17 protein-coding genes and 1 tRNA gene are annotated in these 15378 nt (G+C 43.1%); 4 read left to right on the top strand and 14 right to left on the bottom strand.

Features of this window, described 5'->3' with window-relative positions:
- Positions 1–2: 2 nt before the first annotated feature.
- From flgK to ABXS85_RS15435, 12 genes are all read right to left on the bottom strand, one after another.
- On the bottom strand, positions 3–1979 hold the full coding sequence (gene flgK, locus ABXS85_RS15490; RefSeq protein ID WP_353667427.1) for a flagellar hook-associated protein FlgK: 1977 nt from the start codon (positions 1977–1979) through the stop codon (positions 3–5).
- Between the two features lie 109 nt (positions 1980–2088).
- Positions 2089–3063: a flagellar assembly peptidoglycan hydrolase FlgJ gene (gene flgJ, locus ABXS85_RS15485; RefSeq protein ID WP_353667426.1), complete on the bottom strand. Its 975-nt coding sequence runs from the start codon at positions 3061–3063 to the stop codon at positions 2089–2091.
- Positions 3064–3065: 2 nt separating this feature from the next.
- Positions 3066–4154: a flagellar basal body P-ring protein FlgI gene (locus ABXS85_RS15480; RefSeq protein WP_353667425.1), complete on the bottom strand. Its 1089-nt coding sequence runs from the start codon at positions 4152–4154 to the stop codon at positions 3066–3068.
- Positions 4155–4216: 62 nt separating this feature from the next.
- Positions 4217–5068, bottom strand: a complete 852-nt coding sequence (locus ABXS85_RS15475; protein ID WP_353667424.1) for a flagellar basal body L-ring protein FlgH — start codon at positions 5066–5068, stop codon at positions 4217–4219.
- A gap of 13 nt (positions 5069–5081) precedes the next feature.
- The gene (flgG, locus tag ABXS85_RS15470) at positions 5082–5867 is read right to left on the bottom strand and encodes a flagellar basal-body rod protein FlgG (RefSeq protein WP_353667423.1); all 786 of its coding nucleotides are present in this window, start codon (positions 5865–5867) and stop codon (positions 5082–5084) included.
- A gap of 49 nt (positions 5868–5916) precedes the next feature.
- Positions 5917–6660 (bottom strand): flagellar basal-body rod protein FlgF, encoded by a 744-nt coding sequence (gene flgF / locus ABXS85_RS15465; RefSeq protein ID WP_353667422.1) that lies wholly within the window; start codon positions 6658–6660, stop codon positions 5917–5919.
- A gap of 132 nt (positions 6661–6792) precedes the next feature.
- Positions 6793–8490: a flagellar hook-basal body complex protein gene (locus tag ABXS85_RS15460; protein ID WP_353667421.1), complete on the bottom strand. Its 1698-nt coding sequence runs from the start codon at positions 8488–8490 to the stop codon at positions 6793–6795.
- A 12-nt stretch (positions 8491–8502) separates the two neighbouring features.
- Positions 8503–9207: a flagellar hook capping FlgD N-terminal domain-containing protein gene (locus ABXS85_RS15455; protein ID WP_353667420.1), complete on the bottom strand. Its 705-nt coding sequence runs from the start codon at positions 9205–9207 to the stop codon at positions 8503–8505.
- A 10-nt stretch (positions 9208–9217) separates the two neighbouring features.
- The gene (gene flgC / locus ABXS85_RS15450; RefSeq protein WP_353667419.1) at positions 9218–9667 is read right to left on the bottom strand and encodes a flagellar basal body rod protein FlgC; all 450 of its coding nucleotides are present in this window, start codon (positions 9665–9667) and stop codon (positions 9218–9220) included.
- 5 nt (positions 9668–9672) lie between these two features.
- Entirely contained in the window at positions 9673–10065 is a 393-nt protein-coding gene (gene flgB, locus ABXS85_RS15445; RefSeq protein WP_353667418.1) for a flagellar basal body rod protein FlgB, read from the bottom strand.
- A 191-nt stretch (positions 10066–10256) separates the two neighbouring features.
- Positions 10257–11093 (bottom strand): protein-glutamate O-methyltransferase CheR, encoded by an 837-nt coding sequence (locus tag ABXS85_RS15440; protein WP_353667417.1) that lies wholly within the window; start codon positions 11091–11093, stop codon positions 10257–10259.
- 55 nt (positions 11094–11148) lie between these two features.
- The gene (locus tag ABXS85_RS15435; protein WP_353667416.1) at positions 11149–12078 is read right to left on the bottom strand and encodes a chemotaxis protein CheV; all 930 of its coding nucleotides are present in this window, start codon (positions 12076–12078) and stop codon (positions 11149–11151) included.
- A gap of 137 nt (positions 12079–12215) precedes the next feature.
- Between ABXS85_RS15435 and flgA the strand changes: the two genes are divergently transcribed.
- The 4 genes from flgA (at position 12216) to ABXS85_RS15415 (ending at position 13996) form a co-directional block, all read left to right on the top strand.
- The gene (flgA, locus tag ABXS85_RS15430; RefSeq protein WP_353667415.1) at positions 12216–12908 is read left to right on the top strand and encodes a flagellar basal body P-ring formation chaperone FlgA; all 693 of its coding nucleotides are present in this window, start codon (positions 12216–12218) and stop codon (positions 12906–12908) included.
- A 114-nt stretch (positions 12909–13022) separates the two neighbouring features.
- A complete protein-coding gene (gene flgM, locus ABXS85_RS15425; RefSeq protein ID WP_353667414.1) occupies positions 13023–13334 on the top strand; it encodes a flagellar biosynthesis anti-sigma factor FlgM in 312 nt (103 codons plus the stop codon).
- A 26-nt stretch (positions 13335–13360) separates the two neighbouring features.
- Positions 13361–13840, top strand: a complete 480-nt coding sequence (locus ABXS85_RS15420; RefSeq protein WP_353667413.1) for a flagellar protein FlgN — start codon at positions 13361–13363, stop codon at positions 13838–13840.
- An 80-nt stretch (positions 13841–13920) separates the two neighbouring features.
- Positions 13921–13996 (top strand) — tRNA-Arg (locus tag ABXS85_RS15415).
- Between the two features lie 115 nt (positions 13997–14111).
- Here the strand turns inward: ABXS85_RS15415 and ABXS85_RS15410 are convergent.
- Both ABXS85_RS15410 and trpC read right to left on the bottom strand, forming a co-directional pair.
- Complete coding sequence (locus ABXS85_RS15410) at positions 14112–14519, bottom strand: OsmC family protein (protein WP_353667412.1); 408 nt, start codon at positions 14517–14519, stop codon at positions 14112–14114.
- A 37-nt stretch (positions 14520–14556) separates the two neighbouring features.
- A complete protein-coding gene (gene trpC / locus ABXS85_RS15405) occupies positions 14557–15372 on the bottom strand; it encodes an indole-3-glycerol phosphate synthase TrpC (protein ID WP_353667411.1) in 816 nt (271 codons plus the stop codon).
- Positions 15373–15378 lie beyond the last annotated feature (6 nt).

The following is a 15378-nucleotide window of genomic DNA, read 5'->3' as shown; positions in this document are numbered from 1 at the left end:
CATTACCTCATAATACCAAGCAAGGTTTCAAACGTTGTTCGAGCGGCTGTTACTACTTGCGCAGACGCTGAATAAGACTGCTGATATTTTAATAAATTAACAGCCTCTTCATCCAAACTCACCGCTGAAAGTCTATCGCGACGCGCAACACTTTCCTCCATAACGATTCGAGTGGCATCAGCATGTCCCTCTACTTCCGCAGTCTTACTCCCAACGTAAGAGATATAACCTGAAAATGCTTTCATGAGCGTCGCTTTACCAGCAACGATATCTTTAGTTTGTAAGGCCGCAAGAGCCAGACCATTAAAGTTATCCGATACCCCCAAATTCTCGGTAGATATGGTGAATTCGTCCCCACGTTTTGGTTTCGAAGAAACGGATACATCAAAACCGGCCTCCTCTGCTAAACCAGCCTGCTCAAGCAATCTGGTATACTGAGTGACATTTTTCACCGAGGCAATCTCAACACCAGACGCGTCTCTAACCACATAAGAACTTGGTGAAGTGAAATAAATTTGATGGGGAGCACTCGGGTAGAGACTTCCATCAGAGGCAAAAGCTGAAGAATTTGGGTTTGTATTGGTGACTGTGCTAAGCGAAATTCGAGCATCAGATAAATTATTTGAGCTTGTATTTACTGCTAAAGGTGCTCCCAACGCCAATGCCTCACCATTCTTAGCGAACATGCTTAAGTTTAAAGCAGCCCCTTCAGTTGGCGTAAAACGGAATATGTCATCATAATCAATGTCATCAATGTCTGATAAACGCAAATCCAGACCAAGTTCGGCAATGTTAAAATAGCCGTTACTGTCTTTAGGTAAATTGTCTAAGTCTAATGTAATAGGCTGACCAATATATTTACCATTCATGTCGATTGTTTTGATAACAAAGTAATCATCATCTGTTCGAGTCAACTCAAAAGTGTCCATGGACACTTTACTGGATTGCCCATCGGCAACCTTGACCGAAATATTTTCTGCCTTATCAAGGTTATCTATTGAAGAAAAAACCTTAATTTCACCTAAAGTAAATAGGTTTTGGCCAAGCTGTCCATTCGCATCAACACCCTTTTTGTTTTGCGTATTCATGGCATCTGCCATTGAAATTGCGTGTTGGCCTAATGTTCTGTCAGAGTATGTACTAAATTCAGAACGGTAGTCGATCAAACCGCCAAGGCTACCTCCTAAGTTTTCCGTCTTTAATCCGACTTCATAATCCCCAAAGTTAACCATCAAATCGACTTTTTTGGGATCAAGAGCATTAGGACGAACGACTAATTCCGTGGTATTTTTATCCATTACTAGGGGCTGTCCATTCGCCAGCTGAACCGACATCAAGCCATCATCATTGTATTGGATTTTAACATCTAAATACTCGGATAATTTTTTAGCTAATACTTCTTGCTGATCTCGTAATTCATTCGCAGGAGAAATAGAAAAGCTTTCGTTTTTTAAGATGGCCTTATTCAAATTTGATATTTCTGATGTAATGGCATTTAGATCGTCAAGAGAAGAGCCTAACTGCTCATCAATCAAGCCTTCCTGATCACTGACAATACTGGACAACACCTTATATTGCTGTACCAAATTCTCTAAACTGGAATAAGTTAATGCCCTTAGAGAAGCAGACGTTGGGTCATTATTTGCCGTCTGCAAAGCATCAAAAGCATTATTAAGATAGGTATTCAAAGAAATACTGTCTTCAGCCAATAAACTATCTGAAGTGGAAATCATCGACAAATAAGCATCATAGTATGAATGCTTAGAAGTATCTGTACGAACTTGTTGGCTAACAAAATTATCAACTAGACGAGAGGTATCTCGGATTACAACGCCGCCCACAGGTGAGCTCACCGTGTCGGTTCTTTGACGACTGTAACCTTCCGTATCCACATTGGTCGTGTTTTGTCCCGTAGTATTAATACGAGCATTGCTGGACATGAGCCCAGACAAACCAACGGAATATAAATTTGAGCTCATAGCTCACACCTCTAGCCTAAATTAAAAATCAAATTGCAGAAAAAATTCCTACAATAGCTAGAGATAGCAAGAAGCTTACCAACTTAATAAAAAGCCCAAAAAATTCTTTCTAAAGACGCTCAAACCATTGACTAGACAAGATGTTATCTATCTTTTGAGCATATTGAGGGTCGGTAGCATAACCACCAGATTGCAGGGAAGCGGCAAACTTTGACGCGTCGTCTCCAGCACCTAAGGCATCTTTATACCGCTCACTGGAAGTCAAGAAATCAGCATAATCATTGAAGCTATGAGAAAAAGAATCGTACGCTCGAAAGGCTGCTTTCTCACGCTGCGCAACCCCATCACGAAATTCCAAAGTACTCACCACAGCACGATCACCAGACCAACGATTATCCGCTTTTATACCAAACAAATTAAAACTTGCCGTACCATCCTCTTTAGCGATTGGATATTTCCCCCAGCCCGTCTCCAAAGCGGCTTGTGCAAGAATCGCCTTAGGATTGACGCCAAGCTTTTCAGCTGCTTGTTGTGCATAAGGCCACAAGGTATCCACAAACTCTTGCGGGGAACGAAACACCACAGATAAAGCAGAAGGCTTACTCAGCTGCTGACTTTCTGTGACGTCGCCTTCTTGCTGAATGGCTTCAATAAACTCAGAAGAAGCTTGTTTTGCAAGCGCCTGAATGCGAATCATATCTTGCTTGGCAACTTGATTAAGAAATTCTGTATCATCAAGACCCGATGCCTCAGGCTGACTGATACGATTCTGTTGCTGCGTCTGGTATTGACGCACTAGGGCATCTGCCAAACCTATGCCTCCTGATTTGGCCATACTTTGTGCCATCTGAGAGTCCATCAGGTCCTGATATTGTTTGGTCTGCGCACTTGAAAATAAGCCATCACCAATTGCCTCATTAGTGCTGCGCATATTCTTCAATAACATATTAATAAAAATCGACTCGAACTGCTGGGCAACCTCTTGCAACGCAGCATCTGGATCCTTCTTAGCTTTGGTTTTTAAATCCGTCAAAGAGGAAAAGTCAGCAAAGAAGTCTTGCTTGGGTGGTACTGAATTGATCATAATTAAATCACCACCAGATCAGCGTTAATCGCACCTGCTTGCTTCAATCCTTCCAAGATCGCCATGACATCTCCCGGAGCCGCACCCACTTGATTGACGGCACGAACAATATCATTCAACGACGCGCCGGGATCAAACATAAACATATGCCCACTGTCCTCGGCAATATCAATTCCAGCTCGAGGAGAAACAATGGTTTCTCCGCCCGTCACCGTACCATCTTGCCCGACTTGTGGCGGTACTTCTGTGATGGTGACAGTAAGGCTACCATGAGTAATAGCGGCAGGTGAGACCTTAACATGCTGACCAATAATAATGGTACCGGTTCGTGAATTCACCACAATACGAGCACGCTCTTCGGCCACATCCACTTCCAAGTTTTCCAATATCGACAAAAAGGTTACTCGCTGGCTAGGATCTCTTGGCGCGGATACTCGGATCGAAGTCGCATCAAGAGTCGTTGCCACACCGGCCCCCAGCAAATCGTTAATCTTGTCAGAAACATGTTTGGCGGTAGTAAAATCGGGACGATTCAAATTAAATGTCAGAGTATCTCCACGGTTAAAACTACTGGGCACTATACGCTCCACACTCGCCCCATTAGGAATTCTCCCAACAGTAGGCACATTACCTGAAATACGAGAACCATCAGCACCGTTAGCCCCCAAACCGCCTACGACCACATTGCCTTGAGCGATGGCATACACAGCACCATCTGCTCCTTTTAATGTGGACAACAACAAAGTTCCGCCACTTAACGCACTGGCATTACCGATAGACGAAGCTGTCACATCAATTTTCTGACCCGGTTTAGCGAAGGCTGGTAAGGTTGCGGTAAGGGAAACCGCAGCCACATTCTGTGAAGTAGCGCTCACCCCTTCAGGTAAGGTAACGCCAAAACGAGACAACATACTCGCAAAGCTTTGATTGGTGAATGGTGTACTGTCACCCGTACCATTTAAACCAATCACCAGTCCGTAACCAAATAACTGGTTATCGCGCACCCCTTGCACACTAGCAATGTCTTTTAAGCGTTCGGCCTGAACAGAAACCACCCAAAGGCACATGATCAACAATACAATACGTTTCATTCGGTCACCCATTTTAAAAAGACCTTGCTTCTTATTTTTCTCTCTCACGTTAGCTGATTCTACTAATTAGGCATATCTCTTGAGTTTAATAAACGACTTACCCAACCTTGTTCACTACCAGCAGCCACTTCACCCGTACCTGAGTATGTGATTCTCGCATCCGCAACACGTTGTGACTCAACAGTATTATTAGGCGAAATATCTTGTTTACGTACTAGCCCTGAAAAGCGAATATACTCATCACCCTGATTCAAGCGTAACCACTTCTCGCCACGTACTGCCAGCAAACCATTTGAATAGGTCTTATATACCGTTACCGTAATAGTACCACTTAAACTATTATTCTGGTTTGCTGACGCGTTTCCGGAAAAATCTGTCCCTTGTTGTGGCAAGCTAGTATCCATTCTTAATTCCTGACCAAGCACCGTTGGGTTCTCAATGGTCGCAGAAGAGGATTTAGACACAGACGCCGCATTCGCTTTTGTGGAAGTCGTGGTTTCATTTAGGTTGATCGTCAATATATCGCCGACTTTACTGGCCTTTTGATCACCAAAGAAAACATCCCCCATAGACGTCTGATAAATGCCACCCGTTGGTGCTTGCGCCGATGTCATATCATTCGGGTAAATTGGTGTGTAATACGGATCATCTTGTTCAATAGCTGTCACTATTTCTGGACCATTCAGCGGATCATTAGGATCCGGCACAAACCCCTTTCTCGGCTCTTCAGCGTCTTCCTCTTCTTCATCAGCTTCATTATTATCTGCAACAGCTTCAGCCACGGCCTCTGCCACAGCCCCAACAGCTCCAGCAGCCGCTGCATTCGCCACCGCCTGCTGATCAATATCCCAAGTCAAACAACCGGTAAGACAAGAGCTGAGTAAAGCCAATAGAAAAAGTTTAATCTTCATCATCCACTACTCTTCATTATAACTGCTGAATCGCAAAGCTCATCATGCCATCCGCTGAGGAAATAACTTTCGAATTCATCTCGTAAGCACGCTGAGTGGTAATCATATTTACCAATTCTTCGATGGAATTCACGTTAGATGCCTCTAACATGCCTTGCCCTAAAGAACCAAGAGAGTCCTCACCTGGAGCAGCCACAATTGGCGGGCCACTGGCATTGGTTTCAGTAAAGAGGTTTTGCCCAATTGAGTTCAAACCAGTTGGATTAATAAAACCCGCCAGGTTAATTGCCCCAACTTCTTGAGGGTCAGTCTCACCACTCACTCTGACAGAAACCACGCCATCGTCCGCGACAATAATTTCTAACACATTAGGATCAATCTGAATTCCAGGCTCCAACACCAAGCCCCCGGACGTAGCGATTTGCCCTTCACTGTTCAACTGAAAACTACCATCACGAGTATAAGCCATGGTTCCGTCAGGCTGTACCACTTGGAAAAAGCCTTTCCCTTGAATGGCAATATCTAACTGACGATCCGTCATATTATAATCGCCGCTAGAGAAGTCTTTTTGTGTTGCGCCAACCTTTACCCCCGTTCCCAACTGTAAGCCTGAAGGCAGCTCAGCATTTTGCGCACTTAATCCACCTGGTGCACGAACCGTTTTGTACATAAGATCTTCGAATACCGCACGGTCTTTTTTGAATGCAGTAGTCGAAACGTTCGCCAAATTGTTGGCAACCACGTTAAGCTGCTTGTCCATAGCACTCAAGCCGGTTTTACTTACCCATAATGCTGAATTCATAACTGTCTCTTTCTCTAATCTGTAAATTGATTGGTTAATCAAATATTAGTTAAGCGGTACGCTGCAAAATACGCGCAGAAGCATTGCCATTCTCACTCACTGTATCCATCATTTTGACATTCATTTCAAAACGCCTTGCCAAGTTCATAATGTGCGTCATCTCCTCAACCGCGTTTACATTACTGCCTTCAACAAAACCACTGACTAACTGAACATTGAGGTCGGGCTCAAGAAACTCGCCATTCTTGGTATGTATCAAACCATCCTGACCTTTACGGATATTTTGACTGTCTGGGTTTACCAGCTTAATTTGATTGATCACCGCCACTTCATTAGCAGCACCACCTTGTGGAACCACGGAGATGGAACCGTCTGCCATAATATTTATGTTATCTACCGGCGGAAGAAAAATTGGGCCTCCAACACCGGCAACAGGCAAACCTCGTCCCGTTACTAATTGCCCAGCGGCATTAATTTGCAAGTCACCGGCACGTGTATACGCCTCTTGACCATTCTCATCATAAACCGTAATAAAGCCTTCACCATTGATTGCCACATCCAGATTCCGGTCTGTTTGAATCATATCCCCTTGGGTATATCGCGTAGCTGGATTCTCCGTCATAGCGTAAACACGGCTAGGGTAATAGTCTCCATAGACTTGCATAGCGCGGGCTTGCTCAAAATCCGAACGAAATCCAGTGGTATTCACATTGGCTAGGTTATTGGCATGAATGGCTTGTGCATTCATAGTCTGCACGCCTCCACTCATCGCCAAATATAATGCTTTATCCATTGCCTGCTCCCATCAAAATTAGGCTATCTTGTTAACCTTCTTTCAAAAAGCGTACCAACTTATTAAAAACAAAAAAAAACCGAAGCAGACATGCCGCTTCGGCCATTAAACTTCTCTCTCCAGAAAATTTTTTTAACGTAGATTTATTATAGTTTGCGTAACAGTATTTTCTGTTTCTAATGTTTTACTGTTCGCTTGATAATTACGCTGAGCCTCGATTAAAGAGACCAGTTCTGCCGTCAAATCAACGTTCGATTCCTCTAATGCTCCCCCCTGAATTTTACCCAAGGTTCCGCTGTTTGGACGACCAATATCAGCTGGGCCTGACCCTTTACTCGCTAACCACGAAGTATGACCTGTCGGCACCAAACCATCAGTACTGTCAAAGGTTGCCAAGGCAACCTGGCCAAGTGTTGCCGTTTGTTGGTTGGTATAACTGGCAATTAACAAGCCATCAACATCAAAAGAAACCCCTTGTAGCTCACCAGCCGAAAAACCATCCTGTTCAAAAGTATCTGTATTTTCAAGGGCATATTGTGTAGACCCAACCATATCGATCGGAGTAATACGCGTGCGATTAGTTGGATCCAGACCAACAATTTCAAGACTAATAGGTTGAGTCACCTCAAATGGCGGTAAACCTCTGTATGCCCCCATCAAGTTCCCTGCGTTGTCAAAACGTATCGAGGTGTCCTCCTCAAGGAAACGAGTCTCCATTCCAGTAAGCGGATCTTCAAACGTTTCTTCACCATCCACGGTCACCCTCATCTCGTAGGTATTATCTTCACCCTGCTTAACAAAGTAGTAACCAATAGTATGGGGTTCACCCAAAGAGTCATAAATCGTTCGAGTATTACCATAGGTATAAGTATCAGGATCCAATGCATCAAATGCCTCACGAGCAACAGAACTTGGATTTCGCACATTTTCAGGCGTCAATGTGGTAGTAAGTGCAGCACCACCTAGGGTGCCAGTAATGGTTATTGGGGTTCTGGTTCCTGCCACAATATCCGCCACACCAGGATTAGCTCCGCCCAAATACAATAGTTCGAAAGGGGCCTCATTAATGCCATCACCGTTAAAATCCTTTCCACCCTCCGCAGAATTGTAAGTTGCGTAGGTCTCTGGCAAGAAAGCGGCACCCGTATCATCTGTAAGATTGCCGTCTACCGTGGCATATACTCGGTAGGTGTTTGGTAACTCACTTTTTGCGTAGTAATAAGTAACAATGTGCGTATTACCATTGGCATCGGCAACACCTTGAGTTTGTGTATAATTAAAAGTATCAGGGTCCAACGGATCGAAATCCACCTTTATAAATGGAGGGACATCCTCACTTTTAGAGTTTAGATTGATTTGAAGCTCCATCTCACTCGTGGGTTCAGGCGGGATTCTTTCCGTTGGTATCCGCAAATCATCCAGATTTCCTCCAACAACACCGTCAACGGCATTAAAGCCTTGTACATGGCTGCCTGTATTAGTAACAAGAAAACCGTTTTCATCCAATTTAAAGTTACCAGCTCGTGTATAAGATTGCGCTATCCCCGCATCCAATACAAAAAAGCCCTCACCATCAACAGCCAAATCCAGATTGTTATCTGTATAGGAAAGGTTACCGGGCGAAAATTCTTGCGCCACTTTACTCACACTTACACCAGAGCCAATACTGTTACCGCTGCCCGCGCCCAGTACACTGGTATTGTATAAGTCATCAAATTCAATGCGTGATTTCTTAAAGCCAGTGGTATCGGCGTTGGCAATGTTATTACCCGTAACACCCAAATAATCAGCCGAGGCTTTAATGCCAGACAGTGCAGTATTAAATCCCATAACGCTCTCCAGTTACCCTAAGATTTCTAGTTCTTTTGTTAATTTAATCTTGCCGTGGTTCTCCACGTTCAAGACGGTGCCATCTTCACCATTGATGGTGACACCTTGAATTCGAGTTGGTACACGCGTTGACATAGAGGATGTCTCTCCTTGCGCATCAGTCGAGGTAGCGACAAAGCGATACTCACCTGCCGGCAAAGGATTCCCCTCATCATCCAATTTATCCCAGCTAAATTCGCCTGTATCCATTGGTGCCGTTCTAACCAACTTATTGTCAGCATCATAAACTTTAATCACTGCGCTCTTAGATGACTCCGGCACCACGGCTTTCACTAGCAAAGGATCAGAGCCTTCTACCATTTTGGCCTTATTACCATCCATAAGAATGGACTTGCCTACCAAGGTCGAAGCGCTTAATGCCTGATTGGATGTCAATGATGTCGCCATGGTTTCCAATTGATCGGAAATACTGGTCAATCTCTCTAAGGAACTAAACTGTGACATTTGAGCCACCATGTCATTTGCATCCTGAGGCGCTGTCGGATCTTGTCCCTTTAACTGCTCAATGTATAACTTAAGAAATACATTTTGATCTGCCAAGGCTGCGCTTTCCGACTTTACCTCGGGCTTTTCTATACCAGCTTTGGATTTTGCCGCATCAGTACCGTATTGCGAGATCAGACCACTTAAGCCATTTTTATCAGATATATTTGCCATCTATCTGCTCCTAGGACTGCCCAAGCGTGAGCATTTTCTGCATCATGCTTTTCGCTGAGTTCATAACGTCTACATTAGTCTGAAAGGAACGCGACGCAGACATCATGTCAGCCATCTCTTCCATCGGATTAACGTTTGGATAAAACACATAACCCTCTTCATTTGCCATCGGATGATCTGGCTCGTATCTTGGCTGCAAGGGTGCATCTGACTCAACTATCGCATCCACTTTGACGCCCACACCCGCACCTGTGTTGTCCAATTTGGTGGATCCCCAACCCCGCTTACGCATAGAGTCATTCATCATTTGAGAAAAAACAGGCTTGCGAGCACGATAAGTCTGATCCGCAGAACTGGCTGCACTGTCTACGTTTGCCATATTACTCGCCACGGTATTCAGTCGTACTGTCTGAGCACTCATTGCCGAACCGGATATGGTAAAAATATTACTCAAAGACATAATCATTAATTCCCAGTCAGTGCTTTTTTCATGCCACTGATTTTTCTATCTAAAAACATAAAACTGGTGTCGAACTGCAAAGAGTTTTGTGCGTATTCTGCCTGCTCTCTTTGCATGTCTACTGTGTTTCCATCAAGAGAAGGCTGACTTGGGTTGCGATAAAGCAAATCGCCAGTCAATTCCGTCTCAGCTGATTCGGTAAAATGACGAGCATTGGTTCCTTTTAATTGCAAACGTCTCATTTCGTTGTTAAGCGATGCATTGAAACTAATGTCACGCGCTTTGTAATTAGGCGTATCTGCGTTGGCAATGTTATTTGCCAAAACGGCCGCACGCGCACTACGAAACTCTAACGCTTTATCATGGCCAGCAAAGGCACCGGCAAAGGAAATCGCCATTTTACTCTTAATCCAATTTTTCTAAGATGTTTTGTATAAAGCAATTATGATGCCAAAAAAAATATCATTATTTTTCAATAAGTTAAAAATAGACATTATAAAAACGGCAAAAAGCGGCAATTAAAATATAGATAACAAAAACAAAAAAAGCCCATCCTAAGATGAGCTTTTCATAATCCCATTAATGAGGTCTAATTCGCTTTGGCTTTATAAACAATGCCAGGATGACACTGAACTATTTCAAAGTAATCTGACAAGCCACTTAAAGCTTCAGAGCCTCCCAAGAACAAGTACCCCCCGGGTTTTAAGGATGCATGCATGCGTTTGAGAATGTCTTGTTTCCTTTCTACCGTGAAATAAATCAGTACATTGCGACAAAAAATCACGTCGAACTTACCCAAGCCAGTAAAAGAATCAATCAAATTTAGGTATTTAAATTCAACTCTCGAACTTAGATTTGGTTTTATTTTCCACGTCGCCTCATTAATCTTGTCGAAGTAACGTTTTTGCAAATCTGGCCCCAAACCTCTAGCAATGGCCAAACTATCGTATTCACCCTGCTTAGCATGCTGCAAAATATTGGTACAGATATCGGTTGCTACAATTCGCTCACCCGGTTTAAGCAAACCAGGTCGAGCATTTTTGAACTCCTCTATCACCATACTAATAGAGTAAGGCTCTTGACCGGTTGAAGAAGCGGCTGACCAAATACGCAAAGGCGCACCAGTCATTTCAGGCAACACTTTCTCACGCAAAATAGTGAAGGGATGCGTATCACGGAACCACAAAGTTTCATTTGTGGTCATCGCATTAATGACTTCTTCCTTTAACTTGGAATTAAATGGCTTATCAAGAGCATCCACCAACATCTCAATTTTGGAAAAGTTCTCTCTTTCTAAAATTTTGCCAAGACGGCTTGCCACAAGATATTGCTTATTGTCGCTTAACGAGATTCCACACACTTTTTGCAAATAATCTCGGAAGCGATTGTAACCAGCAGGGCTGATTGCATTAGTCGTGCTGAGCATTAAAACTCCATTATTTAATGACAGCTAGGCCAAACCACATTGCCTAGCTAAATATTTACTCAGATTGCACTTCTACCGTCTCGATCGCTAGACGTGCCAATTCATCTGGCTGGAATTTCGCCAAGAAGCCATCGGCACCTACTTTCTTGACCATAGCTTCATTAAATACGCCACTTAAGGAAGTGTGTAGAAGAATAAATAAGTCCTGCATGCGGCTATCGTTACGAATTGCTGTGGTTAATGTATAGCCATCCATCTCCGGCATTTCGATATCAGAAATTACCATAGAAAACTCTTCTGTTACATCGGTACCTTCTGCTGCCAAATTTTGCAGATACTCGAGTGCCTCACGTCCATCACACAAGACTGTGGTAGCAAAGCCCACTTGTTCCATACAACGCTTAATCTGTTTACGAGCAACAGATGAATCATCGACGATCAAAATATGATGTTGTTTGGCATTCTCTTGAACATCTGAGTTTACAATCCCGTCTGATATATCCTGACGCATTGGCGCCACCTCAGAGAGAATTTGCTCCACATCAATGATCTCGACCATTTCTTTCTCTACCTGACAAACTGCCGTCAGATAATTATCATTTGAAAGACCTTTTGGTGGTGGCTGAATATCACTCCAGTTCATGTTTACTATTCGTTCCACACCTCGAACCAAGAAACCTTGAATACGACGGTTATACTCCGTAATAATAACAAAACACTGGCTGATGTTCTCAATTGGACTTGCTCCTGTTGCCAAGCCTAGATCTAAAATTGGAATGGTCCCACCACGAATATGTGCCACACCGCGAACCACAGGAGAACTATGGGGCATAGTTGTGAGCTTAGGGCACTGCAATACTTCCTTCACTTTAAAAACGTTGATACCGTAGATTTGCTTACCATTTAAGCGAAACAACAACAATTCAAGTCTATTTTCCCCGACCAGCTGTGTACGTTGATTAACTGTATCTAGAACCCCAGCCATATACGCCTCCAAAATGTATAAACTGCATAATGAGGGGAAACCCTCAAAATTGTTAAAATGCATTCACCAATGATAGAGTGAATATTAACAATTTACTAACTTATTCATAACGAAATCATAAACAAAGAGTGCCAATCATGCGAATCAAAAGGCTATTTTTGGCCTTGCTTTGTCTCCAAATCAATTTTCTTCAGGCACAATCACTTGAAGAAATCGTTAACCGCTTCATCAACCAAGTTGAAGTACCGCGCTTGTCTGCTATATACCCTCAAGCATCCATCGAAATAAAGCTTAATAATTTGGCTTCACTCAACTACTTACCCGATTGCAGCGACGGTAACATCAGCATTCAAAACCAGCGTCCAGAAGCCCGACAGCGTACCAACTACGAAATCAGCTGTGACAACCCAATCTGGAAGTCCTACTTGCCTGCCGTACAATCCATTCGAATTCCTGCCATTCGCGCCATCACCCCAATTAATCGAGGACAGAGCATCACACAGGAAAACACAGATATTGGCGAAGTAGACATAGCTGACCTAAGAGGTCATATTTATACTCAAGACAATCCACCATTTGGTTTGATCGCTTCGCGCAATATACGCATTAATACCTTTATCACAGACAACTTAACGCGTTTACCAACACTCATAAAAAAAGGTGACGCCATTACTATCACGGCCAATAGTGGTAGCATTATGGTGCGAATGAACGGCGTAGCTTTAGAGAATGGCGTAAAGGGACAACAAATTCGTGTCAAAAACGCTAGTTCAGGACGAATTATATACGCTAAAGTTGTAACTGACAGTGAGGTTCTTGTAAACTATTGAGTACTTAGAGCTTAAACAAATATAAATTTCCCTTTTGTGAGGTTTTTGACTAAAGTTCTTCTAGGCTCAGCCGACATCATAGACATGCAAATCATTTAAGGGCGGAAAAACCCAATGGCAATCAATTTAACAGGTCTATCAAATCAGGGCACGATCAACAAAAGCGAGCGCGCGCACAAAGATGACGCGGCAGCTAGTGCAACTGAAAATAGAGGCAGTACACCAAGTGGTACCATGGCTGAGGATACCGTTCGTCTTAGCGGCACAGCACAAACACTACAAAATCAACAGGCTAAATTGAACAGTTTGCCTGAGGTCGATATGGAAAAAGTAGAGCAAATCAAAAGTGCGCTAGCGGCTGGTGAATACAAGATTGACACCCAACGTCTCGCAAACAACATGGCTTCAATGGATTCGCTATTCTAATCTGCGACCATTGAAGGCTTGATCTTATGATCCCTATCTCCCCCATCTTCACCAAAAGCAAAGAAATACTGATAGAACTGTCCGTTCTTCTCGACGAAGAACGACAAGCACTAGGCAAGCAAGACAACCATCTGATCCTTTCTCTGGCTGAAAAAAAGCAAGCTCTTCTTGACGAAATGAACACCTTAAATGATAAGCGGATTAATCTTCTTATCAAATTTGATGTCCTTGATCGTAAAGATCCCACCGAGCAGGATTTTAAAGATTGGCTAAAAGACCAAGATAGTTCATTGGACGAAGTTAGACTTTTAATGAAAGAGTGTGAAGAACTTCTAAAGGTGTGTAAAACCAAGAACAACACCAATGCGCAAATTCTCAGCACTTTGCAGAAACGAAACAAACAATTATTTGAGCTAATGCAAGGTCACAACAATAAAAACAAGGTCTACACCTCTCGTGGATCCACTCGCCCTATCAGCAGTAAGCAAACCTTAGGAAGAGCTTAAAACTGCATATAAATCAAAATGATATAATTTTTTATCATTTGATATTCTAACAATCAAAAGTATACAATACTCAATATTAAGTCCTCATAGGTAAACAGGATATACCAGCCGCCTCCTAAGCAGCTATTCCAGGTTCGAGTCCTGGTGAGGACGCCATAAAACCAAAACGTCATGAAACAAAAAAAGAGCCATAAGCTCTTTTTACATCTAACACTTGTTAAATCAATCACTTGTTAAATCAGTCAAACTTTGCAAATAGCAGAGCTTCTTCTTACTCGACTTCCACTATCTCATAACTGTGCTCGATCTTAACACCGCCACGCTCTAACATGAGAGATGCAGAGCAATACTCTTCAGCCGAGAGTTTGACCGCTCTGGCGACCACAGTCTCTTTCAAGTTACGTCCAGTCACCACGAAATGCACTCTGATCTCAGTGAATACAGCAGGTACTGTATCCGCTCTATCAGCATCAATTTTCGCCACGCAAGACACAACATCTTGCCGAGACTTCTTCAAAATACCAACCACATCGTAAGAAGTGCAACCACCTAATCCTGCCAAAATCAATTCCATTGGACGAGGACCTGCAACCTGATTTCCGTCTATTTCAACCTTAAAACCAGATCCCGTCTCAGCGGTAAAATGAACATCTTCTTGCCAACTCACATTTGTTTTCATATACAACCTTATCTTATTCCTATACCGCCACAGTCAATTAATATTCAAACAACTCGGCTAACTTCTCACCAGGATCATCGGCGCGCATGAAAGCCTCGCCAACAAGAAACGCATGGATTCCGTGATTACGCATTACTGCCACATCTTCATGGGTGTGAATACCACTTTCCGTCACGATCAATCTGTCTTTTGGTATCTTATTCATTAATTCAAAAGTATGATCCAGACTCAATTCAAAGGTATGTAGATCGCGATTATTAATACCCAATAATTCCGTTTGCGTGTACTCAAGCGCCAAATCCAATTCCGGCTGATTGTGCACTTCCACCAGCACATCCATACCAAGGTCTCGCGCCATAGTATCCAGTGCCTGTAGTTTTTCACCAGACAAACAGGCCGCAATTAACAAAATACAGTCGGCGCCAATGGATCTCGCTTCAATCACCTGGTATTCATCAACAATAAAGTCTTTACGAATCACAGGAAGCTTACAGGCTGATCTTGCTTCCACTAGATAATCTTCATGACCTTTAAAAAAGTCTTGATCGGTTAAAACCGACAGGCAAGCAGCACCTGCTTGTTCATAAGATTTGGCGATTTCACCTGGATAAAAAGGCTCACGCAAGATTCCTTTACTTGGTGAAGCCTGCTTTATTTCCGCAATCACACCGGCTTTACCCATGGCAATCTGATGTTTTAAGGCTTGTGCAAAGCCTCGCGGAGCATTATGTACATTGGCAACAGACGCCGCTACTTCCAAATTATGATATGGCGTATGCGCTTTTCGCTCAGCAATTTCTTCAAACTTACGTGCCACAATCTTTTTTAAGATAGTCGGTGTTTCAACCTGCATAATCCA

Origin of the sequence: Marinomonas sp. THO17, assembly GCF_040436405.1 — a bacterium.
Classification (GTDB): Bacteria; Pseudomonadota; Gammaproteobacteria; order Pseudomonadales; family Marinomonadaceae; genus Marinomonas.
The sequence above is the reverse complement of the archived record's forward strand: the minus strand, read 5'-3'. Positions and strand labels throughout refer to the sequence as shown.

Coding starts and splice junctions, on each gene's coding strand:
- flgK (WP_353667427.1), bottom strand. CDS start 1,979: ATGAGCTCAAATTTATATTCCGTTGGTTTGTCTGGGCTCATGTCCAGC.
- flgJ (WP_353667426.1), bottom strand. CDS start 3,063: ATGATCAATTCAGTACCACCCAAGCAAGACTTCTTTGCTGACTTTTCC.
- ABXS85_RS15480 (WP_353667425.1), bottom strand. CDS start 4,154: ATGAAACGTATTGTATTGTTGATCATGTGCCTTTGGGTGGTTTCTGTT.
- ABXS85_RS15475 (WP_353667424.1), bottom strand. CDS start 5,068: ATGATGAAGATTAAACTTTTTCTATTGGCTTTACTCAGCTCTTGTCTT.
- flgG (WP_353667423.1), bottom strand. CDS start 5,867: ATGAATTCAGCATTATGGGTAAGTAAAACCGGCTTGAGTGCTATGGAC.
- flgF (WP_353667422.1), bottom strand. CDS start 6,660: ATGGATAAAGCATTATATTTGGCGATGAGTGGAGGCGTGCAGACTATG.
- ABXS85_RS15460 (WP_353667421.1), bottom strand. CDS start 8,490: ATGGGATTTAATACTGCACTGTCTGGCATTAAAGCCTCGGCTGATTAT.
- ABXS85_RS15455 (WP_353667420.1), bottom strand. CDS start 9,207: ATGGCAAATATATCTGATAAAAATGGCTTAAGTGGTCTGATCTCGCAA.
- flgC (WP_353667419.1), bottom strand. CDS start 9,667: ATGTCTTTGAGTAATATTTTTACCATATCCGGTTCGGCAATGAGTGCT.
- flgB (WP_353667418.1), bottom strand. CDS start 10,065: ATGGCGATTTCCTTTGCCGGTGCCTTTGCTGGCCATGATAAAGCGTTA.
- ABXS85_RS15440 (WP_353667417.1), bottom strand. CDS start 11,093: ATGCTCAGCACGACTAATGCAATCAGCCCTGCTGGTTACAATCGCTTC.
- ABXS85_RS15435 (WP_353667416.1), bottom strand. CDS start 12,078: ATGGCTGGGGTTCTAGATACAGTTAATCAACGTACACAGCTGGTCGGG.
- flgA (WP_353667415.1), top strand. CDS start 12,216: ATGCGAATCAAAAGGCTATTTTTGGCCTTGCTTTGTCTCCAAATCAAT.
- flgM (WP_353667414.1), top strand. CDS start 13,023: ATGGCAATCAATTTAACAGGTCTATCAAATCAGGGCACGATCAACAAA.
- ABXS85_RS15420 (WP_353667413.1), top strand. CDS start 13,361: ATGATCCCTATCTCCCCCATCTTCACCAAAAGCAAAGAAATACTGATA.
- ABXS85_RS15410 (WP_353667412.1), bottom strand. CDS start 14,519: ATGAAAACAAATGTGAGTTGGCAAGAAGATGTTCATTTTACCGCTGAG.
- trpC (WP_353667411.1), bottom strand. CDS start 15,372: ATGCAGGTTGAAACACCGACTATCTTAAAAAAGATTGTGGCACGTAAG.